General features: G+C 36.9%; 19 protein-coding genes and 1 pseudogene. 13 read left to right on the plus strand and 7 right to left on the minus strand.

The annotated features are described in order from the left end of the window. Positions 1-47: 47 nt before the first annotated feature. From H5186_RS15890 to H5186_RS15905, 4 genes are all read left to right on the plus strand, one after another. Positions 48-1,769, plus strand: coding sequence for a DUF885 family protein (locus H5186_RS15890; protein ID WP_182719038.1), 1,722 nt, complete (start codon positions 48-50; stop codon positions 1,767-1,769). 386 nt (positions 1,770-2,155) lie between these two features. Beyond that, the gene (locus H5186_RS15895) at positions 2,156-2,551 is read left to right on the plus strand and encodes a hypothetical protein (RefSeq protein WP_182768149.1); all 396 of its coding nucleotides are present in this window, start codon (positions 2,156-2,158) and stop codon (positions 2,549-2,551) included. A 127-nt stretch (positions 2,552-2,678) separates the two neighbouring features. After that, the gene (locus H5186_RS15900; RefSeq protein WP_182768148.1) at positions 2,679-4,298 is read left to right on the plus strand and encodes a DUF6892 domain-containing protein; all 1,620 of its coding nucleotides are present in this window, start codon (positions 2,679-2,681) and stop codon (positions 4,296-4,298) included. 21 nt (positions 4,299-4,319) lie between these two features. Beyond that, a complete protein-coding gene (locus tag H5186_RS15905; RefSeq protein ID WP_182768147.1) occupies positions 4,320-5,447 on the plus strand; it encodes a hypothetical protein in 1,128 nt (375 codons plus the stop codon). Between the two features lie 387 nt (positions 5,448-5,834). On the opposite strand, the gene H5186_RS15910 is transcribed toward H5186_RS15905, so the two are convergent. Then, a complete protein-coding gene (locus H5186_RS15910) occupies positions 5,835-7,943 on the minus strand; it encodes a TonB-dependent siderophore receptor (RefSeq protein ID WP_182794668.1) in 2,109 nt (702 codons plus the stop codon). 240 nt (positions 7,944-8,183) lie between these two features. On the opposite strand from H5186_RS15910, the gene H5186_RS15915 reads away from it, so the two are divergent. From H5186_RS15915 to H5186_RS15945, 7 genes are all read left to right on the plus strand, one after another. After that, a complete protein-coding gene (locus H5186_RS15915) occupies positions 8,184-8,540 on the plus strand; it encodes an ankyrin repeat domain-containing protein (RefSeq protein WP_182719031.1) in 357 nt (118 codons plus the stop codon). Positions 8,541-8,993: 453 nt separating this feature from the next. Next, the gene (locus H5186_RS15920) at positions 8,994-10,172 is read left to right on the plus strand and encodes an ankyrin repeat domain-containing protein (RefSeq protein ID WP_182794669.1); all 1,179 of its coding nucleotides are present in this window, start codon (positions 8,994-8,996) and stop codon (positions 10,170-10,172) included. Next, positions 10,165-10,677, plus strand: a complete 513-nt coding sequence (locus H5186_RS15925) for a hypothetical protein (RefSeq protein ID WP_182740553.1) — start codon at positions 10,165-10,167, stop codon at positions 10,675-10,677. Before H5186_RS15920 ends, H5186_RS15925 begins: the two co-directional genes overlap by 8 nt. A 14-nt stretch (positions 10,678-10,691) precedes the next feature. Next, a complete protein-coding gene (locus H5186_RS15930; RefSeq protein ID WP_182794670.1) occupies positions 10,692-11,984 on the plus strand; it encodes an ankyrin repeat domain-containing protein in 1,293 nt (430 codons plus the stop codon). Between the two features lie 66 nt (positions 11,985-12,050). Continuing rightward, the gene (locus H5186_RS15935) at positions 12,051-12,401 is read left to right on the plus strand and encodes a hypothetical protein (RefSeq protein WP_182719026.1); all 351 of its coding nucleotides are present in this window, start codon (positions 12,051-12,053) and stop codon (positions 12,399-12,401) included. 32 nt (positions 12,402-12,433) lie between these two features. Continuing rightward, on the plus strand, positions 12,434-12,997 hold the full coding sequence (locus tag H5186_RS15940; RefSeq protein WP_182719025.1) for a hypothetical protein: 564 nt from the start codon (positions 12,434-12,436) through the stop codon (positions 12,995-12,997). A 69-nt stretch (positions 12,998-13,066) separates the two neighbouring features. Beyond that, positions 13,067-13,570, plus strand: coding sequence for an endonuclease V (locus tag H5186_RS15945; RefSeq protein ID WP_182719024.1), 504 nt, complete (start codon positions 13,067-13,069; stop codon positions 13,568-13,570). Positions 13,571-13,688: 118 nt separating this feature from the next. On the opposite strand, the pseudogene H5186_RS15950 reads toward H5186_RS15945, so the two are convergent. Beyond that, a pseudogene (locus H5186_RS15950) lies at positions 13,689-13,998 on the minus strand (IS4 family transposase); the annotation flags it as partial. Positions 13,999-14,128: 130 nt separating this feature from the next. On the opposite strand from H5186_RS15950, the gene H5186_RS15955 reads away from it, so the two are divergent. Beyond that, positions 14,129-15,190 (plus strand): SMI1/KNR4 family protein, encoded by a 1,062-nt coding sequence (locus H5186_RS15955; RefSeq protein WP_182794671.1) that lies wholly within the window; start codon positions 14,129-14,131, stop codon positions 15,188-15,190. A 332-nt stretch (positions 15,191-15,522) separates the two neighbouring features. Here the strand turns inward: H5186_RS15955 and H5186_RS15960 are convergent, their stop codons facing one another. The 3 genes from H5186_RS15960 to H5186_RS15970 are packed head-to-tail and all read right to left on the minus strand — an operon-like array spanning position 15,523 to position 20,066. Beyond that, on the minus strand, positions 15,523-16,269 hold the full coding sequence (locus H5186_RS15960) for a DUF1266 domain-containing protein (protein ID WP_182719022.1): 747 nt from the start codon (positions 16,267-16,269) through the stop codon (positions 15,523-15,525). Next, positions 16,259-18,361, minus strand: coding sequence for a tetratricopeptide repeat protein (locus tag H5186_RS15965; protein ID WP_182761920.1), 2,103 nt, complete (start codon positions 18,359-18,361; stop codon positions 16,259-16,261). The genes H5186_RS15960 and H5186_RS15965 overlap by 11 nt, the downstream gene beginning before the upstream one ends. A 43-nt stretch (positions 18,362-18,404) precedes the next feature. Continuing rightward, positions 18,405-20,066 (minus strand): Hsp70 family protein, encoded by a 1,662-nt coding sequence (locus H5186_RS15970; RefSeq protein ID WP_182794672.1) that lies wholly within the window; start codon positions 20,064-20,066, stop codon positions 18,405-18,407. Between the two features lie 413 nt (positions 20,067-20,479). On the opposite strand from H5186_RS15970, the gene H5186_RS15975 reads away from it, so the two are divergent. Next, positions 20,480-21,490, plus strand: coding sequence for an SMI1/KNR4 family protein (locus H5186_RS15975; RefSeq protein WP_182794673.1), 1,011 nt, complete (start codon positions 20,480-20,482; stop codon positions 21,488-21,490). Positions 21,491-21,563: 73 nt separating this feature from the next. On the opposite strand, the gene H5186_RS15980 is transcribed toward H5186_RS15975, so the two are convergent. Together H5186_RS15980 and H5186_RS15985 are read right to left on the minus strand one after the other, a co-directional pair. Next, positions 21,564-22,553, minus strand: a complete 990-nt coding sequence (locus H5186_RS15980; RefSeq protein ID WP_220493318.1) for a DNA-processing protein DprA — start codon at positions 22,551-22,553, stop codon at positions 21,564-21,566. A 130-nt stretch (positions 22,554-22,683) separates the two neighbouring features. Further along, a complete protein-coding gene (locus H5186_RS15985; RefSeq protein WP_138585062.1) occupies positions 22,684-23,082 on the minus strand; it encodes a hypothetical protein in 399 nt (132 codons plus the stop codon). Positions 23,083-23,278 lie beyond the last annotated feature (196 nt).

Consider the following 23,278-nt stretch of genomic DNA (forward strand, 5'->3'; position numbering starts at 1 on the left):
CTGCCTACCCTTTATAAAAAACTAACTCGCTAATTATGAGAAACAACATGTATAAAACAAATCTCTTGGCTCTTTCTTTAACTATGGTGTCATTGCCAAGTCTGGCTGATGACAATACCGATTTAAAAAATATTATTGACCAACACTGGCAACATGCAAAAAGCGAAAAAGTATTTTTTCGCACCGACCCCGATGGATGGAAACCCAATGGAAAGCTGGCTCGCTGGAGTGAGCAAGCCATAAGTAAGCGCCAAACTTATAACGACCAAGTGCTGCACAAATTAGCTGCCATTAACCCAAAATCACTCAGTAAAGAACAACTGATGAATTATCGGCTTTTTAAATACGAGCGCGAAACAGAGCAACAAAGTTACCAGTCACTTGATAAGTACTTTCCTATTAACTTTTTAAGCGGCTGGCATACATATTTTGCCGAGGCCCCTGCTAATATGGCGTTTTTAACTACCACCGATTACGACAATTTTTTGGTTAGTTTGAGCGACTACCCACGCTTTAACCAAGAAAACATCAACCTCATGAAAGAAGGCATACAACAAGGCTACACACACTATTGCGAGAGCTTTAAAAATTATCATAAAAGCATCAGTAAACATATCGAAAAAGAGCCACAAAACATTGCCTTGTATGAACCGTTTACACGTATGCCCAACACCTTTAGCCAACAACAAAAAGCAGCCTATCAAGAAAAAGCGAAAGCCCTAATTAGCAATAAGGTGGTTCCTGCTTATCAGCATTTTTATGATTTTTTTGTTGATGATTACATGCCAAATTGCAGAACAGATCCCGGTATTTCAAGCGTTAAAGGCGGGCTTGAATATTATAAGTATGCAGTAAGTTATTACACCACCACACAAGCTACGCCAGAAGAAATTCATGAGCTTGGTCTACAAGAAGTGGCGCGTATTAAAGCTGAAATGCAGGCTATTATTGATTCACTAAACTTTAAGGGTTCGTATGCTGATTTTCTGCAGTTTCTAGCAACTGCTCCACAGTTTTATGCAAAAGACAAACAAGATTTATTAGAAAAAGCCGCTTTCATTACACAAAAAATGTATGGCAAGTTGCCGACCTATTTTGGTCATTTACCACGTAATACGTTTGCTATTAAAGACTCTGCCAGTCGAGGCGCTTTTTATATGCCACCAGCAGATAACCGCTCTGCTGGCACTTACTTTTTAGCTTCAACCCCTTCGTTGCAACCTTTATATAATTTAGAAGCCTTGAGCTTACATGAAGCCATACCAGGGCATCACTTACAAAATGCAATTGCAATGGAACTGGATGTGCCACCATTTCGGCGTACCTTAAGCCATTCAGCATTTGGTGAAGGTTGGGGTCTTTACGCAGAGCGTTTAGGTAAAGAAGCCGGCTTTTATCAAGATCCATACAGTGATTTTGGCAGATTAGGATATGAAATGTGGCGTGCAGTTAGGTTGGTTGTTGATACCGGCATTCATGCATTCGGCTGGAGTCGAGAGCGCGCAATTAACTACCTGAGCGAACATACTGCATTGCCACAAAGTGCCGTAGAAGATCAAATAGATCGTTATATCTCTTGGCCTGCACAAGCGCTTTCTTACAAAATGGGCGAGCTAAAAATACGTGAACTACGTGCAAAAGCTGAAAAAGAACTTGGCGCTGATTTTGACATTCGCAGCTTTCACGACACAGTTATAGGCCAAGGCTCGCTGCCAATTGCAGTACTTGAAGAAGTAATAAATGACTGGATAACGCAACAGCAAAAATAACACCCATTACATTAAATTAATAAGCTATTGCTGAGCTGATATTAGTTAAACAATAGCTTATTATAATCTGCAAGTGTGCTTGCTAGCTCCCCCATGCACAGTTCTAATTTATGCATCCATATAGTTGTATATGGGTTTAGTAAGTTATTGCTTTTATAAAGTTAATCAAAAACATAACACGGCCTGTATGTATGGTGTCTATTTATGGCATTACGGTTTAAAATCATCCACCCGATTACAATTGTATTTGCTTAATTCAGTAAAGAGTCAGCCCAATTTTGCTATCACTGTTGCTGCATTTTAGGTGCTGCATGAGTCATGAAACGCCTTGCTTAACCTTCCTATTAAATGCCATCTTTAATTGCAACCAAGGCCTCCGACGCATTATGACAACGATTTTTTTAAGTAAATCACAACAAGTCGCTCTGCAACAAGCACTTATCAGTAGTAAGCTGCTAAATAGTGATACTGCAAATAGTGATACTGCAAATAGTGATAACCCACCATCTCTTGAGCAACAAGCGTATAGTCATATCGCCGTCACGCTTTACCGCTTTAATTTACAAAAAATAAAATGGCCCTCTTTTTTAAAAACAGCAATAACCACGGCAACCGACAAATGCCCATGGTTAGTCAACGAACTTGTCAGATGCCAACAAGACTTCCAAGCCCAACCTAATGACGCTGTAATGAGTGAACAAAGTGCATTTATTAATGGTATTTTTAGCGAAGAACTCGCTTATATTGACGACTTAATAGGTACGGAGGTGCAGGCTGAATAAAGTTTCTATATCAATACAGAAAAATACATATTTTAATTTCTATATTGCCACCTATTACCAAAATAACTAACAATTACTTTTACTCCCGAGATAAGTTATGATTATTTAATATCTAAACTATTTTTCTGTGAAATTAAAAACAGCCTTTTTATTTTTATTAATGAGTATCTATATGCCATTTTTTAAAACGTTTATTCCTGACTTGGATGAACTGGATTTAAATACACAAAAATTAAACAAGTCATTAAAAGATAAGATAAACCGTCAATGGAAAGACGTCTTTGATCAAACAACGCTTTTACAACTTTATTCATCACTAATTAAAGAATTAAGATTATTTCGTGAAGGTCAAAGCCAACCTGCGAAATTATATTATTTTTTACAGCTATTTAGTTCATCAGATTATAAAGTTATTTTTGACAAAAAATCTCATCATGCTTTACTTACGCACACAGAGTTATTAGAGAGTGAAATAGAGCAGCTGTTACTTGAGACCAACACTCAACTGATCCAAAACCCAACACCTGCAGAGGACGGTGATTTAAGGGAGATGGTGAGTGATTTAATTTCTTTATATTTTTGTCATCCTTCTTATCACAGTGAAGGATATGACGACTTAAAGCGTATTGGTGGCAACTTAGCATTTAAGTTTTTACGCACTTATCCTTACCAAGATACCAGTAACCTTCTAATCAGTTTATTACCATCAGCTTCAGACCCATTAGAGCAATATACACAATTAATTAATGACATTGTATGTAGCGAACAAAACGATGAAAATCGTGATTTACTACTCTATATTTTAGTTAGCGAAATGATTGGTTTTTATACCGAAAAAAGCGACTTTTTCTATAAAAAATCAAAAGAGGTCTTAAAGTTACTTTCAACTCATATTTCACATTGGAGTGATGACCAAATTGATTACTTTATAACTCAAGGCGTCTTGAATGGCTATAGCATATATCCAACTCCAAAAACTAAGATTGCCGAAATAAAGGGTTATATAAAAAAATTAAATGAAGGTAACTACAATGCTCAGGTTATCAAAAAACGAGTTAAAGAATATAACCAAGAAATAGCAAATATTGAAAATGACCCTATTGCCTTTATAAATGCGGGCTATAACAAGGCTGCTAAAATTTTAATGGTGAAAAATAATACCATTACATTTTTAGAGAATCTTTCAAAACTTACTCCAGACAGTAAAACAAAAGTACATCTTGATCAACTTATCGCACAGACTTTAGCCCTTAAAAACACCCCCAAAGTATTTCCTATTAATAAAACGCCTAAGATCAAATTTAGCGACCTGCATTTTAAGTTACTTGTTATCGAAGAGCTGATGTATAAAAAAAATTTATTAACCCCTAAGTTTGACCTTACCCAGTTTATAGCCCAATACCACCTGCGAGAAATTGATAAAGAGCAAGAAGGGTATGAAGTTATACCTGAGGCACTGGCTTATTTTAAAGGGCTTGATATCTCTGAGGAATTGTTAGCGAAAGTCACTTCGTTGACACAAGATTGCGGTGTCGATGGCGGCGCAGATGTTTATGCTCAGATATGGCCTTTTTGGGATCCAGGCTGTGGAGATGAGGTGTTAAAGGTAAGCAATAAAGCATCAAAAGACTTGCCACTGCTGCCTAACTTACAACAAGTCATCGGTTTAGAGCACAGTAATCCATCAAAAAAATTAATTAGCAGCTTTAAAGAACGCCAGATCCAATTAACTGACCAGGATGTTTAATTTTAATCTCTAGGAGTAATAATGTTTAATTCAGCAGAAGAAATTCACCAGCATATTGGCCAATCAATGTTCGACGCATTACCCGAACAGTGGCATAAAGCTTATTGTGATATCGGCCTGAGTCGAGAAAATACCTGTGGTTTTATGGCAGGGACTTACTATACAGGCGGTGAAGAAAAATTTTATAGTGTAGATATAATCGATGGAGTGTTGAAATATTCTCAGTGTGATGAAGCATTTTATGCACTTTATAAAATGATGAAGAAAGACGAATCGGATATACCTTGGAACAAAGCTCGTTTTGAATTAGAAAGTGATGGTAGTTACGACGTTAAAACTAAGTTTGATGAAGATTATATAATCTACACTGGACTAGATGCTGATGCTGCTGAGTTTGACTCATTGAGTCGCGACTTTCATTTAGCCATAGAATCTTGGGAAGGCTTGCCAGATGATATGTCATGCCCATGGAAAAGGGGCAGTTATGATAAGATCATATTTTTGCAAGGCAATTCAGATGATCAGCAACAAACTGAATCAGAGCAAGCAATATTATCATCTTATTGGCAACAAGCCGGTGAAATAAACGAAACATTAGAGCTGAGCTTTTTGAATCCTTATTTAGCAGGTTACCCTCACTGGCATGGCAGCACGCGAGATATTGTTTTGGTTACACCACCAGAATGGGAAAATCAAATCGTTGCTACAAGTGGCTTATCAAGTCCTGAAGCACCATTTGAGGTATATCTAGAGACCAATGAACCCATTCAAAGATTCAACAGCTCTTGGCAGATGAACCTAATTCAAACCATTGGCGGTATAATACCCAATATCGATAACTTTAAAGAGCGCCTCAAAAAACACCGTTTTCTTACATTACAATTAGACATGGATGGCGCACCTGAAGAATGGTCAGTAGATCACCCTGACGGTAATATAGGTATGTTTATTGGTTTAGATAATGCGCATATAAATCATGATCATCTTAACTTTTTACCTATAAATATAAAATTAATGCGCCCAGACGAGTTATTGTATTGTTTAGATAAAGCAGCACAAGGCAGAGAGGAAATAGCAGAACTTTATAAGCAGCAAGGCCAAGCAACACTTTCTTGTTTAGATAGAGCCAGTGTTTTACAAAATAACTAATCTGATGTAATGGTCTGCTTCCGATACGGTGTTTATGTGTAATAATTTAATTGTTACACATAAACAAAACCTGCCTTTAATCTGTTGGACTATTTATTTTTAAATAGTTTTAAATTAAAAATAACTCTGTCACTTGGAAACCTGTAGTAACCTGTATTGTCTAAATTAAGCTTAAAGTGATGATAAAATTGGCTTTTCCCAGTCAACTTGATGTTTAGAACCCTTATTCAATGAATTTATTGCTGCCGTGTTACACAAAGTATTGTTTTATGCGGTTTTGTAATATAAGTCACGCAGTTAGCTACAAGTTAGTAAAGCCCAACTGACAATACACACGAGACCATTTAGCCGCAGTAGTACTGCGGCTAAATGGTTTTTTACTATAAATTAAAAGCTATATTTTAAGCTCAGCTTATAATTTACCGGCTCACCGGGTTGAGTCCAAATTGCAGAGTAAGAGTTTGAGTAATATTCTTTATCCAGAACGTTATTTACATTTAACTGTACACTCACATCATCATTAACGTTGTAAGTTGCAAACAGATTCACCAGCGTATACGAAGGTAAGTAATACGTAGGATCAATTGTTTCACCTAAACGTTCACCTTCATACTGTAAAGCTATACCAATAGTCGCATTTAAATCGATTAAGTCATTTAAATCTCTTTTAAGGCGCACATTTGCACTATGTTTAGGGATATTTAGTAATGGGCTACCTTTTGGCAGTTTTACCCACCAATCTGTATTAACCGTATCGTTTGCTGTTTTTGCATCGGTGTAAGTATAGGCAAAATCAAATGAGGTGCGCTCTGTAATATAACCGTGCAAATCAAACTCAACCCCTTCGCTAGTTACCTCTCCTAATGCTGTCGACACACCCGCTTGCAGATCTGTAGTTAGCATATTGCTTTTTTCGGCGCTAAATACGGTAAAGCTACCATTTAGGGTATCGGTGCTAAATTTAATACCCGCCTCAATAGAGGTTGTTGATTCCGGCTTAAATGCATCACCATTTATGTCGTAACCGCTGTTTGGCCTAAAACCTTCAGAGTAGCTGGTGTAATATTGTATATCGTCTGAGTAGGAGTACACTAAACCAACCCGTGGACTAAATGTACTTTGGTCACTCTTAGACTGACTTTGATTGATGTGATTATCTATTTGCTGATCAAACCAATCATAACGGCCGCCCACTTGCATTTTCCATTGCTCAGTGATGTCGATTTGATCTTGAATATAAACCCCGTAACTGTGCTGTACTTCAGTGCTGTTGTAGAAAAGTGAACCTTCGGGTGCTGTTTGCCCATACACAGGGTTATACATATTGATTGCATAGCGCGTATCTTCAAGCGTAGGGCGATATCTGTACCAGAGTTTGTCAAAATCAAACTTGCTGGCGTCGGCACCTATTAATAAATGGTGGGTAAACCCAGCTGCTGTTACGCTGCCACTAAGCTCGGTACGCGCAGAAATATTTTTAGTTTGAAAATCGCGCTCGTTATGTTGTCTACTTAAAGTTTCGCCATCAGTAAAGTAAACCTGCCGCCCTGGTGCCAGTTCTGCATCGCTCGATTCGCTTATAAATTTAGAGTCGCTATAGCTAAACCCATTTAAAAGCGACCATTGCCCTATTTGGTGCTCAAAGGTAAGTTGATGAGAAATCGCATCAACCTCTGTTGGTTTATCACTTGGTTCACCTAAAAAAGTATCAATGGGTAATGCATCTACCTTTCCGTCTACGGCAACAATACCACGGTCAAACGTCACACTTTGGTCGACATATTCTAGTTCATAATTTAACTTTGTTGTGTCGGAAATTAACCATAATATTGAAGGCGTTATCACCGTTTTTTTATTTTCGTGGTAGTCTCTAAAGCTTTCACTTTCTTCAATCGCGCCGTTTACTCTAAAGGCGAGTTGTTCGGTAATTGCATTAGTGTAGTCGCCTTCACCGCGATAACTTTGCCAACTACCTGCGCTTATTTTTACAGAGCCTTGTTCTTCAAATTGTGGCTTTTTAGTAATAATGTTAATAGTACCACCAGGCTCAGAGCGGCCATAAAGTGCAGAGCCTGGGCCTTTCATCACTTCTACATAATCAATATTACTGGTATCACGGGTGCCGCTAAAACTTCGACCAGATGAAAAGCCATTAATTAAAAAGCCTGAAGGAATATTCTCATCACCTACTAAACCACGTATTGCAAAGCTTTCCCACAATCCACCAAAATCATTTTGTTCAGAAATACTCGGCGTTAAATCAAATATATCTGTGAGTGTGGTCACCCCTGCATCATCAAGGTTTTCTGCAGATATAAATTCAATACTTTGTGGTTGTTCACTTAAAGGCACATCGCCGCGAAAAGCTTGCCTAACACCCGAAACAGCTATTTTCTCAATGCTTGATGACGCCGTAGTTGCGTATACTGAAGGTGATAAAATTGCACTTATCGCAATTGAAAGCGCTGATATTTGGATTCGTTTAATTGTATTCATTCTATCTCTTAGATATAACACAGCTTAATCAATTAAGTTTGCACTCAAAAAAATTTTAAATGTAACCTACTAGGCAATTAGCTGAAGATGTAGGCAATAATAGTTATCATTTAGAATTCTATACAAACAAGGCAAAAAACGCTACCCTACTTGCAATAAATATTACAAAGTTATTAAAATACAATTTAAAGAAAAACGAAAATACTAACTTCAGCCAAATTATGGAATAAAATAAATTATATGAATATTTCAGGCAAAACAGAATTAATGTTAAGTATTGAGAATTTAAACCTAGACAAAATTAAGCAGTTCATATACTCCGAATATAAAAGTCTTGCTATAGATGATGAAATGTTTAAAAAAGACAGTACCGGGCGCTCCGCTATATATTATGCTGCTCTGCGAGGAGATGAAGATATCATTTGGTTTTTATTATCACTTCTACCCGGAACCGGTATTTTTTGTAAACGTGGGCAACTATTAGAATCAAAAGATAACCAAGGATTGACCCCAGAGGAGTTTGCTCAAGTAAATGGAAACGATAAAATATATAAGTTACTTTGTTCTGAAAGAATGAGGATCGAGTTTTTCGAATAAATTTCAGACACGCGCTATCAAAATGCCTTGGGCGACTAACTCTTTGTTACTTAAATGAGTATAGGTAAGGGGTTGTAAAAAACGCAGTAGTTTTACTTAATTTTCACTTCCCCACAACATCTTAAACCAAGACGTTTTTATAATCCCAATAAAAATAAACCGCGAAATAAAATACCAAAGCAGGCTGAACAGCACACCAAAATAATTGACAACACCACGAACCGTTCATTCTTAACTCATAATAAGATTAAGTTCATAAACTGCTTGTGTAGTATTGAATTGCACACAAAAATGTAGTGTAACCAATTGAAAATATTTGTAATATATAAATTCATGGAGATGGCAACTTCAGCTCCTGCGCGGCTTACTCGCTTTCTCATCATGCTATTTCTTGCTAGTATAAAAATATTAATAACACGTTATACGCTACACTCATAATCGACAAGGAAAGATATGTCAGAATCATTTATTAAAGCATGCGCTGACGGTAATCGCCGTATTGCTCAGTTGCTCTTATCACAAGAAAAAGACCTTGATCCTAATTATACTAATTCGCACGGCTGTACAGCATTGCACTATGCATCGGCTAACGGATACGTTGATATAATGTCCGAGCTATTGGAAAGTGGAGCAAAAATTGACTATGAAGATCATCAAGGTAGGACGGCTTTATTTATGGCTATAAAGGCTCGACAAAAGCCGGCAGCAGAGTTGCTACTTGAACTCGGAGCCCGTCCTGATATTAGTGATTACCAAGGTAATAGTCTACTTCACCTAATCGCCATAACAGGCCAAAATGCGTTATTAAGCCCTTTAATTGATGCCGGATTAGATATCAATTTAACCAATACAAATTCAGACAGTCCATTATTACTGGCGGTTAGTAATCGAAAACGTGATGTTGTAAGCAATTTATTAGATCAAGGCGCCGATATTGACCACAGTGACAAAAATGGTAATAACGCGTTATTGATAGCAACAGCATTAATCAATAAACACTTAGTCACTTTGCTACTAGAACATGGTAGCGATATAAATATCGCTAATGACGATGGCTATACACCGTTATTCATTGCCTGCACTAAACACAACAATATGCTTGTTAAATACCTGCTAGAGCAAGGTGCTGATCCGCTTATCGAATCTAATGAAGGCGTATCGTCTATTTGGCTTGCGTGTGCTAATAACCAAAAAGATATCGTCTCAGCATTTTTAAATGCAGGCGTCGATGTAAATTACAGTAAAAATACCAATAAAGAGTTTGTACTCAATTCATATTTAGACTTAGTTATCGAACAACTAAATTATAGTAATGATAACTATCATGCAATTAGCTGTGAAGGCGAAAGCCTAATACATGTTGCAGCTAAACAAGGTCACTTAAGTATGATTAAGCTATTACTTGAGAAAGAGGCTGATATTGATGCACTTGATGCCGCAGGTAGTAGCGCATTACATTATGCTGCGGTAGGCGGTAAAAAAGATATAGTGAAAGAATTAATAAAACACGGTTGCGATACATTGATTTATAACAAAGCTGAACAACAAGCTATTGATTATAGTAATCAAAAAGGGTTTAACGAAATCACCGAAATGTTATTAATAGCAAAACAGGCGCAACAAAATGGATAGAAAAGAACGCCCATTACTTGAAATAATCGCACGCGATATGAAAAAAGGTTATTGGAAAGCCGCCGATGCTGCACGCTACGCACCCATGCTATTTCCTCAAGTAGAACCCAGTGACCATGTTCGTAAAGCGGTTGCTGCGATTGCTCTGCAACAATCTCGCGCAGAGCAACTTAAAGCCCTTCAAGCACTCGTGATAAAAGAGCGTAGCAGTAAAGATTTCCTTAAAGAGTTTGAAACACTGCTTAATAACAAACGTGATCGGCTAATGCCTGCAACCGACCAAGACAAAGACAGTAGCCACTTTCGCGATATTATTATGATGCTACTAGCGACAAACTTTGCATCACAAAAAAGCAGCGTCACTATCACTGCTGATTTAAGTGATTTGTATCAACGTATTTATCCTCAACAAACCGATGAATTTAGCACCGATTCCAGTGCTGAAGCCGTAGTGACTGAATATATAATGGGTGCCCTATTAAAACTCGCGCCTGATATAATTTAAAGCAAGGATGATTAATGACATTGCAGCAAGCACTCGAGTCGAAGGATTTTAATCTCGCGACACAAATAGCAAAAATCCTCAGCGATAGCGAAATTATACAAGTATTGAATGAGACGTTTGTTTTACAAAATCTACATGCCTATTGGCTTGCCTTGGATTTTTGGCTGCTATTAGATGAAAAAAATATCGTGTCGCTCGATTTGCTAAAAAATATGGGGGACGAGGAGGAAGTCGATTTTAATAACATTGATATTGAAAGTCTCATCAATTCAACAACCGAAAAACCAAAACTGAAAGTCGATCAAAAAAAATCATTTCCACTGCTAATATTAGAAAATGAATTAAGGTACTTTGAACATAAAAGCGAAGAAGAATGTGCCATATTAGTTAAATTTATAAACGCTTGTAGAAATTTAAATGCCAAAGGGGGAAAATTATTAACACAAGCGCTTTCACCTAACACACCACTGTCGATTCTCGATGCCTTAATTGAAAAGGGGTGTGACCCTATATACGAGAATAACGCTCAACAAAACTTTCTTTTTAATATAGTGAAATGGCGTAAACAAGTAGACATAGATACGTTTAAAAAATATCTAACCTATTTTATAGACCAAGGATTAGATATTAATCACCGTGATGTAATAGACGAAACCCCTATCATTGCTTTAATTAAATCAGGTGAAGCAACACAGCGTATAGACGTTATGATCGAGTTAGGCGCTGATATACATATTCAAAAAACGGATATTGATGGCTTTGATTTATTAGAAATAGCAGTTACAAGTTACAATCCCGATTTTGTGAGTGCTTTACTTAAGCATGGACTCGCTTTTGATTATGAAAAACAAGATAGAGAAGGCCATAGTGTATTATTTCGCTTTACAGACCATGGGGTTAGAAAAGATCAATTAACGCTATTTTCTTTATTACTACAGGGACAGCCTGATCTTTATCAGATTAATCACGACAGTAGATGTGAAAAGCATTACTCTACCCCAATGGAAAATTTAGTAACAGAAGCACACCCAGACGCATTAAAACTGGCGTTAGCTATGCTTCGACCAGACATCAACCAAACCGATGAGGAAGGTAACACACCTTTACACCTTGCTGCATCTAATTATGTACATGAAGCAGCCCGAGCGGTTGTTAATTTAGAACGAATAAAAATACTTATAGCGTATGGGGCTGATGTCAACACACTAAACAACAAGGAACAAACACCTGCAGCTTGTGCCAGTGATGATGATAAAAAGGCCGATATACTGGCATTTTTATTAGCAAAAGAACACCAAGCAAAGTGAAATACGAGATCTATAACTAAATAATAGTAATATTCGTATCCGAAGCTGATCATTAAGGATAAAAAGATGATAAAGCGTTTTCTAAGCTTACTTGTTTTATGCCCCTTACCTTTAATTGCTTGTCAATGGCAACCTGATGACTTAATCGGAAGCTACCGAAGTTTGGGGCACTCCTATTTTGATACCTTTGCACTAGAGAGAGAAGATATATTTCATTCATGGTTACACCAAAGGCCTGAAATGACGGCAAAGTGGCAGCTTGATAAAAATTGTATATTGGTAATACGCAGTGAACACTTAACACACCCAATCAAGCTCACCTTAATTGCATTAACAGTCAATAAAGCAGTGTTTAGTGATGGTCAAACTAAACAGCACTATCAACGCTTAAGTGCACAACAAAAAACAGCCAAGTAAATTAACCCTAGACACTAATTTAGAGATAACGAATGAGATTGACTAATTTAAAACACCTGAGTCTATACTTAATTTTGCTATTTAATATATTTGCTTTTCAAAGCTACGCCTCTGAGCCTGCTATTTTTTCAAAATACAGCAAAGCGTTAACTTTAGTTGAGCAAAATCCTGAGCTATATCGCTATCGTTTCAACGGGCCAATTACAATACGTGGACTACTCGTAATTCAGCTTGATATGGCAAGCCCAACTCAAGCAAGCGGCGATATTATCAACATCCGTATTATTCCAACTCGATTAGCGCGCAGTAAGTTGCCCGCTATCATTCATGGACGTTATACATCGTCGATTGAGGCTATTTTTATACGTTTATCAGCTCCCCAATTAGACGAACTATTTGCAGGTAAAGAAAACTGGCAACGTTTAAGTCATGGTACAGAAAGACTTATAAAGCAACCCGTAGAAGTCACATTTAATGATTTTAGCGCATCGGTAGAATGCGACAGCCGCACCTACACCGCAACCATTAACACCATAGCAGCTATAACAGATAAGCGAGTCGCTGCATTATCTAAGCTTGATATAAGCGGCTGTTAAGCCACCTTAAATTAAAGCCGTGATTATTAATAAAGCACTACGACACATATAATTTAACAGGAGTACACATTGATTTTTGCCATTGATTGCCAATATTACGACGACACAGCTATTGCTGCCGGTATCTTATTTGAAAACTGGCACGACGAAGAAATAACAGCAAAGCAAGTCAACACCATTGAAAATATTGCTCCCTATGAACCGGGGCAGTTTTATAAACGCGAGTTACCGTGTATTTTGTCCGTACTAAAATCTTTAGATACTCAACCAGATATCATCATTGTTGATGGCTATGTCACTTTAAGTAGTGCACAAAAGCCAGGTCTGGGCATGCACCTTTATGAAGCACTTGAACAACAGATTCCCGTTATTGGCGTAGCCAAAAGATCATTTGTCGATACACCAAAAGAAGCTGGAATTTTGCGAGGAAAAAGTGAAAATCCTCTTTATATAAGCAGTGTGGGAATTGATCTTGAACAAGCAAAAGAACACATACTGCACATGCATGGTAAAAATCGCCACCCAACCTTATTAAAATACGTTGACCAGCTAGCTAGAGGCATTGTTACCTAAAACGAATAGCAAAGGTATGGATGTAAAAACTGTGTAAATACCCGTTAGATATAGGGAACTAATTGCTCCTTAAATTCTATTATAGTAAGACTCAGATCCCGAGAGAGCCATACAGTTTTTATCTAAGCGACAAGCACTCACGGCAAGCCTTATTTAATTGCTGAAGTGCTTTTGAAAAGATTCTCAGTTTTATATTATAGCCAAATTTTTCAAAGTATTGCGCCCCAAAACTAAAGCCAGACAGCACTTTTCTATTTTTTAACGCGATCAATAACGTGACATTCAAGTGGCCTTTTTCATAGCAACGACAATGAGGTAAATAATAGCCATGACTGCGAAGCACCTTTAGTATATTTCAAGCTTACGCTGCTGCGAATAGCTTTTCCTCGAAGGTTATTCTTCTTTCTTTGTTTACGTTTTGATTTAAAAAAACTGCACACAACAATTGATTCTAAGCGACCTAACTTCTTTGATGCATATTTAGACTTGATACAAAGCTATATACGAATCATTTTTTTAGATAGACTATCAAGCATCTTTACAAGGAGGAAAATATAGATGCAATTTATAGACCCTTTTCCAGTCAAATGCGAGTTTTGTCAACACTTAGCTTATTATCCGTTAACCCCGCTTAAGGCTGAAAAAGCAGCCTGTACAGCTTGCAAAAAAGTTTTACGGCAGACACCTCGTGATCTTCGTAGATCCAGCCGTAAACATGGAATTGAAATTTGGCCTACAGCTCTTATATTTGAAGTTATGCTGCAGTTCGATATTGACTATGATTTGGTTAGCGACGATGAACTTAATGAGGAAACAACCCTATCAACATTTATTGAACTAATGCAAAGAGCTGATCCAAGTATTTCCGCGCGTGACCTACTTAACTTTGATATGTTAGACACTGCTCGCTCTACCTGTAATGAAGAACAATTACTAACGCTAAAGCTGGAGGAGCTGTCTTTACTGTCTCATCCTAAAGAGCCGTTACCAGACAATAATTCTCTTGCAGATCCAAATGTCAAAGGCATTGAGAAAAGTGAACTGCAAACGATGTATAAACAGCGTCGAAAAGCACGACAAACCCAAGATAAACTTACCCCGCGTCCTTCAGCTGAAGAATCCACCGTTGAAGTTAAGGCCCCTAATGCTAATAAATACTCTAACTTTTGGCAAAAACAAAGCGAAGAAAACCACGCGGATATAGATAAGCCATTAACCGATGAGGAAATTCAAAATACTGTGAATAATTTGGGATATACGCTACCCATACTCTATATACAGTTAATGAAAATACAAAATGGTGGCTATCCACAAAACACGCTCATTCAACTCAATGAAGAAAAACCATCTAACTATAGTATCAGCGAGTTTATTAGGCTAGATTCTATCGCTGCAGAAAGTGAATATATGAGAAACGAATGGGGTTATCCTGATATCGGGCTATATATTTGTAATTGCCCTTCGGCAGGGCACCACTTGGTTGCTTTAGATTACACTGAGTGCGGGCCTACAGGTGAGCCTACAGTGGTACATGTCGATCAAGAAAATGACTTTAAAAAAACCATTCTTGCTACAACTTTTGAGCTGTTTATTAGTAAACTACAATATGATGAAGATTAACCTCATGAAATGTGTCATTGCTTTAGAATACTCTGTAACACTTTTTATATAACTAGCTTTTTAGATTGAGACACTATCAGCTCGCTGAGTGTGGTTTATGTTATTGGATTTACCTTTTGAGTTAATCTAGAACAAGCAAATTTAATGCAGTGCGCGCTACTTTAGCGCCCTCTATATTTTTTCAGCATTAATTAACTCAATAAGTAATTGACTATAAAAGCTAGAGCTTTAACGTATAAAGTCAAGATTTTATCTCTTTGGTTTTGTTACTAGTACGGGTTTACATGTTGTAATAAAAGCCACGTTAAGTGGCTTTTATTACAATGTTAGCGCTACAGGTCTATTTGCCAGTTGAGTTGACACCAAGGGTGGTTATCGTCAGCTAAAATTGATGTCAATTCTTCGATATCTAGCTTAATCTCTTGTTTTACTTCGAAAGCATCAGGGTAGCGTTCTGGTGGACCATCCATAGGTTTATCGAGTTTTACACCCACCCAAGTTAAGCGCCCTACTATGTGACTCATGGCTAACTCTTGCCAATCAGTAAATAATTGTTGCGCAATTTTACCTAGCACTAGCAAATAATACCAAGTTTCTTGTTCTGTAATTAAACCAGTAGTATACGCACACCGGCATAGAAATGCAGAACGACCCACATCAAAACCTTTAATCCCACAGTCAGATAATGAAACATTATGCTTTTGAGCCCATCCACTAACCATATATTCATTACTGTTTTTATCGTTGTTTCGATTCAAGTAAAAGTGTTCAATAAATAAATCATAACGCACACTTTCAATCAAACGGCTCATAAACTCGCTGCTACGAGCTGTATCTAAAAAAATATTTAATGTTTCAACTAAATCAGCTTTAGTATGTATACCATAACTATTTTTTAATACTTTTACATTGCCATTAATAATCGCTTGTAGTGGGTACGTTTCACTCTTATGTAATAAGCAATCCAGTGAGTAGCCATTTTGCATCGATAAGTAGCCTGATAAGCTGATTAACCATTGCTTTTGTTCATCGGTTAACGATTGACTTTGCAACATTAAGTCTTCTTGATTATTGTCCATCAACTCTCTCCTTTGTATCTTGCAATTGCTGGCATAAAGCTTTGCACTGCTGTGCATAAGGTAACCCTTGTTCGATAAGCGCTTCACAGCATTTAATAGCTGAATTTAAAGAATGAACGGCATATGGATGAGTATTATATTCGTGGGCAGCTTGTTGAAATGCAGCTAAAGCCGTGTCATATTGGTTTAACTCTAAAAGTGCGCACCCTTTAAAATAATATGCTTGTGGTGCTGCACGTAAACCTTTAATCGCTATATCAGCTAACATGATGCAGGTGTCAAAGTCTTGCTGGTCAAACGCGGCCTCCAAAAACTTTAAACAATCACGCGGGTTGTAAAGCATAAGTTGTTTAATTTCTTTTATATAATTAAGTACGTTACGTTGAAAATCATCAACAACACTTGTATCCGCATAAGCAACTAATTCGGTGTCACGAATATATAATATAGCCAGTGCAAAAATTTGCAGTGATTCAGTATGCCCAAGAGATTCTACTGGGCGCCTCACTGAATCGTCTTCTCGGGTTAGCTCAAGTATGTCCATTTCTTGCTCTGAGTAACAACGTGGTTTTGTTGAACCAGGGAAAAAATCCGTTTTATAGAAATCCTGAAAACTAGCAATATGCTCTTGTAATGTATCAACTAAAACTTCATATGTGATTAAATCGTAGCAATATCTTAATAAATCAACAACTAATGGCCATCCCCACAGCTGGCGTTGATTGTATAAATCAATAAACACTAAAAACTCAGAGTAGGCTTCTTCAAAACGGTGTAATTTACATAAGCAAAGCGCTTGTAAATAATTCGCTTGTTCTACAAATATCGGTTTGTATTGCTCGGTGATTGACAACGCATCCTGATATCGTCCATTTTCATACAGTAAGGTCGCAATTTTTATCGCGTTTTTAGCTTCATCAGCTCTCAACTCTCGAATATATCCGCGTCTTGCTGTAATTAATGCAACTTCAAGCTCCATATCACCAATAGCAGCTAGTTTTGCATCTAAATAAAGATATGCCTTTTCATAATTATTAAGCTTTAAATAACATAAACCAATATATTTGAACATTACCTTAGTACATAGTACGCGGTAATTATGTTCTTGCTTTAAATAAAGTGCGAGTGCAGCCTCATAATTTTTTAATTTATACTCAGCATGTGCTTGGTAATTTAACAGATCTTCCTCTGTTTGTGGAATTGTCAGAGGTTCAAGTATACGTTTAATGGCGCTATAGCTATTAAGCGTCCATAAATACTTAACTATATAATTATAAAGGGGAAAGTCATTTTTAAACTCAGGTCCAATTTGTTCAGCAACATTTTCTAAATCTTCTGTAGTCAATGTGTCGTATAAACATTTATCTTCAATATAGTTACGTATTTCAAGATGGCGTTGAAGATTTTTAAAATCAACATGTTCTGAAATACCGACCACTAAACCGTCATGTATTCTCTTTGGTAACGTTTTTATATAACCCGACAATGCAACCGCAATTTGACGCGTAGTATCATCGCCACTGATAGATAAGCTGCCAGAAATACTTAAACTGGTATCTAAAAATGTCCAGATATTTTCAGGTAAAAAATAGTGTTTAGAAAAAAAGTCGAGTAAGTTGACAGTCAATGCATTACTTTGATTAACATCCCAAAATATCGGCGCCGCGAACAACATTTTCCATTGTTCTAAACTGTGCCTAACTGAAATATCACTATAAAGCTGTGTTAAGGCAAGGTTGAGTTGGGATATTGTTTTAATAGTTGAAAATTCAACGGGTTTGTCATCATCAATATCGTGATTGGAGCTAGGTGGTGGCTCCGAAAAAACTTCATCCTGTGTGTCTTCAATATCAGTATCTAGTTGCGGCTGAAATGCTTTAAGTGATGCATCGTGCCAACTAGCTGAATTATCATTTGCATCATCATCACTTTTTGAGATTTCTTCTAGTGCTTGATCATACGCTTTACGTAACGCTTTAAACTCTTCAGGGAATTCTGTTGGCGGAGTTTGTTTTAGTAACTGCGTATAAGCTAATTTTATAGCCCGCTTATCTTTAGTTGGTTCAATACCTAATAGTATCCAATGGTACATTTAGTTTACTCTTATGTTGTGGGCACAAATAATAGAATGCATGTTAATAAGAAATATTCAAAAACATTTTTATACGCTCTTTGGCAGCGTCAATTTTATGATTATCATGGGTTTCTAACGCGCGATCAAAAAGCCCAATGCTTTCACCAACCTTTCTACGTTTATCACCTAAGCTCTCTTGAAACATGCGATCGAGCTTTGCTTTAAAAGCGGTATTGGCAAGTTTATTTTTTGGGAGTATTTTTAAAGCTTGCAGTCTTGAAAATTGCTCTTGCAATTGATTTTGGTCAAGCTCTTTCACGTTCTCACCAACATAAGTACGATAGGTTTTTTCAGAATCCTTGTTTTTAACTTCCACTTCAATCACACCATTGAGATCATAAGTGTAAGTTATATAAAAAGACTGAATTTTGTTCAAAGGTTCAAGTGTAATGTCTAATGTACCCATTAATACATTATCTTTAGGTAGGTAATTTTCACCTTGATAAATCTTAATCAAAACACTTTCTTGACTTGGATGTCTAGAAAATAAAGAGCGCGTTTCACTGACCGGGATCGTAGAGTTACGCTCAATAATGGGTAAAAACTCAGGTTGGTTATGCTCGTTAGATATCTCAACGCCCAGTGTAAATGGGCAAACATCAGTCATGATTACATCTTTGAGCTGAATATTACGCTCGTTCATACTTGCTTGAATGGCAGCCCCAATAGCAATAGCATGATCTGGGTTGTATTGGATTTGTGTAATACGCGAAAATACATGATTAATTTGTTGACGAAAAATAGGCATGCGGGTCGCACCGCCGACAAAGATAAGACCTGCAATATCATCCATCGATAATTTTGCATCAGACATCGCTCTATGAATAGGAAACTTAATACGCTCAATTAAATCATGACAAATATGGCCGAAATCGTCTTCACTTAGGGTATAAGTTAAAACATCGCCTTTGTATTCAAAATCAAAACTGGCAGAGTCATCTATGGTTAGCTGACATTTTAATTGATCACATAAAGACCATATATTTCTTCGCTCACTTTTGGCTAGACGGTACGGTTGGATATCATTTTTGCCAAATACATCGTCGACAATAGCTTGGGTAAAGTCATTACCACCGAGGTAATTATCGCCTCCAGAGGCGTGAATCTCAAAAATGTCATTAAACACTTCAATAACTGATACATCAAATGTTCCACCACCGAGATCAAGCACTAAATAAGTGTTATCTGAATCTTTATTATCTAATCCATATGCAAGGGCTGCGGCGGTTGGCTCGTTAATTAAGCGCTCAACCGTTAAACCAGCAAGTGAAGCCGCCTGCTGTGTAGCTTGCCGTTGTTTATTATTAAAGTAGGCTGGTACTGAAATAACAGCTTCAGTAATGGGTTGTTGTAAATATACTTCAGCTTGCTCTTTAAGGTGCTTAAGTAAAATAGCCGACAGCTCTATTGGGGTATAAGATTGTTCTTCTAATTGATAAACTTTATCTGTGCCCATAAAACGTTTAAATTCAGACACCGTCAACTCAGGATGAGTCGCTAAACGATCCCGCGCAGCTTGACCTACCAATACATAGTCATCTGAAAAACTCACAATAGAAGGCACTAGAACATTGCCCTCAGAGTCAGCGATAAGTTTAACACCACTATCTTGCCATACAGCAACAACACAGTGTGTCGTTCCCAGATCAATCCCTATCTTCATATTACTCCCCCGTTCATCGGAACATTCTTAAATCGTTTTATATATATTAAAACCACTATTTAAAAATCACTTATTATACTAACATTGATTGTTATATGTAAAACCCATCAAAATAAGAAAGTGCAATAAAAAAGCCTATTTTTTCACTGCGTGTAATTCAGGCCAAAAAGATGTTCGCCATGACAAATTAACCCACTATTAATCAAGGAGATAAGAACAAAAATATAAAAGATAAAATGATTAATCTAAGAAATTAAAGATAACAAGAGCTCCATTAACTAATTAAAACGAGCTTAAACATATTCAAATATTAACATTAATCAATTGTAAGTTTTAAGCTATTTTAAATTAATACTGAGTTAATCTTACCGTGATATACTAAGTTTATTTTTTACTTTATTAATAAGATTCTCATGCAAAATATCTGTGCGTATAACGATACTTTAAAAACCAAAAAATGGCATGACCTTCATTTTCCAGCAATAGAAATCACCAATTTGCCGTCTTTTTCACAAGATGAAAGCTACATCTTTAGTGACTTACTTCATCAAGCAGTAAAAGATCGAACAGACCAAGATGTTCTCAAGCTTTTCTTAATAACACCTGATACTCAATTGAGTAATCATTTTTATATGGTTGCCTACTTACAAGATAAGACTATTTTTACCGCCGAAGTGATCAACACCCCGCTATTTTCACAATGGTTAACAACAATTGATAGAGAAAGAAGAAAAGGCGTAGAACCTAAATCTAAGCTGTATGATCTTGCCAGTAATAGTCTATCTAGTCGCCCAATATCAAGAGCATTTGCTGAGCAAATATTCACCCATACTGGTGAGTTTATTGATGAAAATATTCCTAATGCATTTAAAGCAGAAGAATTAGCGCAACAAAAAATAGATTACATCACCCCATTTATTAACTTTGATTCCCATGAAGACTTTTCTTTAGTAAAACAAAATTTAACTCAATTAGTTGAGTCTGAGGGATTAAAAATAATAGAGCCCATTGATAATAAAGCGATTTATCAACAATTTAAAACGCAAGCTGGTTTTGAGTTTCCCACTATTTTAAAAGACTTTTTAACACTGCATAATGGCATTGAAAAAACAGGTTTTATGAATGCACAGACCATACTAAAAGAATGGAGTGACTGGCAAACACCATATCAAAAATGGACGCAAGAGGACTTGCTCGATACTTACAGCAGTAACGATGGCACAGTACTGCCTTTATATTGCACCCCCTATTGGATCCCCTTTTTCGACCAAGGTTGTGGTAATTTTTATGCCATAGATCTTGCACCAAACAGTAAAGGAAAACCTGGGCAGGTAATTAGTTTTGGCGCAGACCAAGAAAGCGGCTATCTACAAGCGCATAGCTTAGCAGAACTCATTGCTGGTTTTATCCATAACGAAGATTAACACCAACTTTTAACGACGTATCTTGGCCCATCGTTTAGTTGTAATGATGGGCTTTTTTATAAACTAAAACCTTTTACGTTGAAATAAAATCGTCTTGAAAGCTTAAGCTTTGTTGAACGACTTTACCGTTTGCTTGCATGTCGTCTTGAATATACTTTAACAGTCCATTCACGCAGATTGGCATTTCCCACGCGCTGGCTCCGCTCTCCATTTCAGAGAACTTTAATTCAGGCCTTAAATTGGCTGTTCCAGGTAAGAACACATTAGCAATTTTTTTATTGTACTTATGTGCAAATGCGACAGTGTGAGCACTGCCACTTTTAATTTCCCACTCGATAGGTAGCAGCGTATTACAAAGCGCAGCCTGTATTCGATTTCGTCTAACAAAGTTTTCGGCACTGTATAATTGTTCAGGCAGGTATTCTGTTACTACTGTGCCACCACGATTTAATATTTGCGCTTTAAGTGTGTTAGAGCCTTTAGGAAACTCAACGTATATACCATTACCAAGAACCGCAACGGTGGGAATGTTATATTTTATCGATTCTGTATGTGCTATTTGATCGATACCCAAAGCTAAGCCACTGACTGTAACAAGCCCTTTATTTGCCAATGCTGCGATGACTATTTTCGCTAAAATTACACCATCTGTTGATGGCTTACGAGTACCTATCACTGATACGGATTTTTTATGTAAGTTTTCAATTGGACCCTGAACAAAAATCCAATGAGGTGCATCATCAATTTTCTTCAACTCTTGAGGAAAAAGCTCCTGCTCTCGGAACAAAAGTCTTACATTATCAGCATGAAGAGAACGTGCGCGCGCTAAGCCAATTGACCAAAGTTGTTGTTGATATGCTTGCCATTCAATATCATCAGGTAATGACACATTCAGGTGTTTAGAAATTTCATCAGCATTACTCGCTTTAAGTAAATTTTTAAAGCCTAAGCCTGACTCTGCTATTTTGTGTAATACCCAATACCCAACGCCGCTTAATGAAGTCAACGCGAGAAAAGCCACAGTTTCATTGCGCCAATAGCCTTTTTGCTGTTCTTTACTCAACGCCAAATTCCATACAACTGTTTAATTTAAAACGCGCTGATTTTTACAGTATTATCAATCAAAGGCAAGGTAAACCAACTGCCTCGGTTGGCACACCTAAAATGCCAAAGCGCTTGTTAAAAACGCAAACTTACTCGTTTAATAACTCATTAAGCGTTGTTATGTTTTTATCTTGCGATTCATAAACAGTATCAAATGGCTCACTTGACCAATCGCCGTGTTTACTTTGCCATGCAAACCAAGCAGATGAAATAAACTCAAACTCTTGCATTTCCTCCACCTCTTCACCGGCTAAAAAGTTAATTAACTGCGCTAACGTACAGTGCCCACTATCAACCAACGTTAACACCTCTGTTCCCATTAGCTCTGTGTCGTCATCGAGTAAAATGATAACAACCGATTCTACAATCAGTTCATACTCCTTATATTCCATTATTGGCGTAACGTATGACTCATCTTGATGGCCTAATAAAATACTGGCGTAATTATCACTAACTTGACCATTTTTAAAAACTAATTGTTGATTCATTTATTTATTTACCTTAACTGCCATGATCGACTTATCTTATTCTTTAAATTATCAAATTTTTGGGTTTAATTCCTAAAGTATCCCCAGAATTAGCCTTTATATATCAATGAACTAATAGTATTAAAAAATGTGGGAAGCGAGGGAACATTCATGGTGTTTTGTGATCTTATGAATCGCTTAAAAACAACAGAGCTAA

This window comes from Pseudoalteromonas sp. SG41-2 (assembly GCF_014164535.1).
GTDB lineage: Bacteria > Pseudomonadota > Gammaproteobacteria > Enterobacterales > Alteromonadaceae > Pseudoalteromonas > Pseudoalteromonas rhizosphaerae.

What these genes read in the sequence shown, in the direction of transcription:
- H5186_RS15890 (WP_182719038.1), top strand. Translation starts at nt 48, where the DNA reads ATGTATAAAACAAATCTCTTGGCTCTTTCTTTAACTATGGTGTCATTG.
- H5186_RS15895 (WP_182768149.1), top strand. Translation starts at nt 2,156, where the DNA reads ATGACAACGATTTTTTTAAGTAAATCACAACAAGTCGCTCTGCAACAA.
- H5186_RS15905 (WP_182768147.1), top strand. Translation starts at nt 4,320, where the DNA reads ATGTTTAATTCAGCAGAAGAAATTCACCAGCATATTGGCCAATCAATG.
- H5186_RS15910 (WP_182794668.1), bottom strand. Translation starts at nt 7,943, where the DNA reads ATGAATACAATTAAACGAATCCAAATATCAGCGCTTTCAATTGCGATA.
- H5186_RS15915 (WP_182719031.1), top strand. Translation starts at nt 8,184, where the DNA reads ATGAATATTTCAGGCAAAACAGAATTAATGTTAAGTATTGAGAATTTA.
- H5186_RS15920 (WP_182794669.1), top strand. Translation starts at nt 8,994, where the DNA reads ATGTCAGAATCATTTATTAAAGCATGCGCTGACGGTAATCGCCGTATT.
- H5186_RS15925 (WP_182740553.1), top strand. Translation starts at nt 10,165, where the DNA reads ATGGATAGAAAAGAACGCCCATTACTTGAAATAATCGCACGCGATATG.
- H5186_RS15930 (WP_182794670.1), top strand. Translation starts at nt 10,692, where the DNA reads ATGACATTGCAGCAAGCACTCGAGTCGAAGGATTTTAATCTCGCGACA.
- H5186_RS15935 (WP_182719026.1), top strand. Translation starts at nt 12,051, where the DNA reads ATGATAAAGCGTTTTCTAAGCTTACTTGTTTTATGCCCCTTACCTTTA.
- H5186_RS15940 (WP_182719025.1), top strand. Translation starts at nt 12,434, where the DNA reads ATGAGATTGACTAATTTAAAACACCTGAGTCTATACTTAATTTTGCTA.
- H5186_RS15955 (WP_182794671.1), top strand. Translation starts at nt 14,129, where the DNA reads ATGCAATTTATAGACCCTTTTCCAGTCAAATGCGAGTTTTGTCAACAC.
- H5186_RS15960 (WP_182719022.1), bottom strand. Translation starts at nt 16,269, where the DNA reads ATGGACAATAATCAAGAAGACTTAATGTTGCAAAGTCAATCGTTAACC.
- H5186_RS15965 (WP_182761920.1), bottom strand. Translation starts at nt 18,361, where the DNA reads ATGTACCATTGGATACTATTAGGTATTGAACCAACTAAAGATAAGCGG.
- H5186_RS15970 (WP_182794672.1), bottom strand. Translation starts at nt 20,066, where the DNA reads ATGAAGATAGGGATTGATCTGGGAACGACACACTGTGTTGTTGCTGTA.
- H5186_RS15975 (WP_182794673.1), top strand. Translation starts at nt 20,480, where the DNA reads ATGCAAAATATCTGTGCGTATAACGATACTTTAAAAACCAAAAAATGG.
- H5186_RS15985 (WP_138585062.1), bottom strand. Translation starts at nt 23,082, where the DNA reads ATGAATCAACAATTAGTTTTTAAAAATGGTCAAGTTAGTGATAATTAC.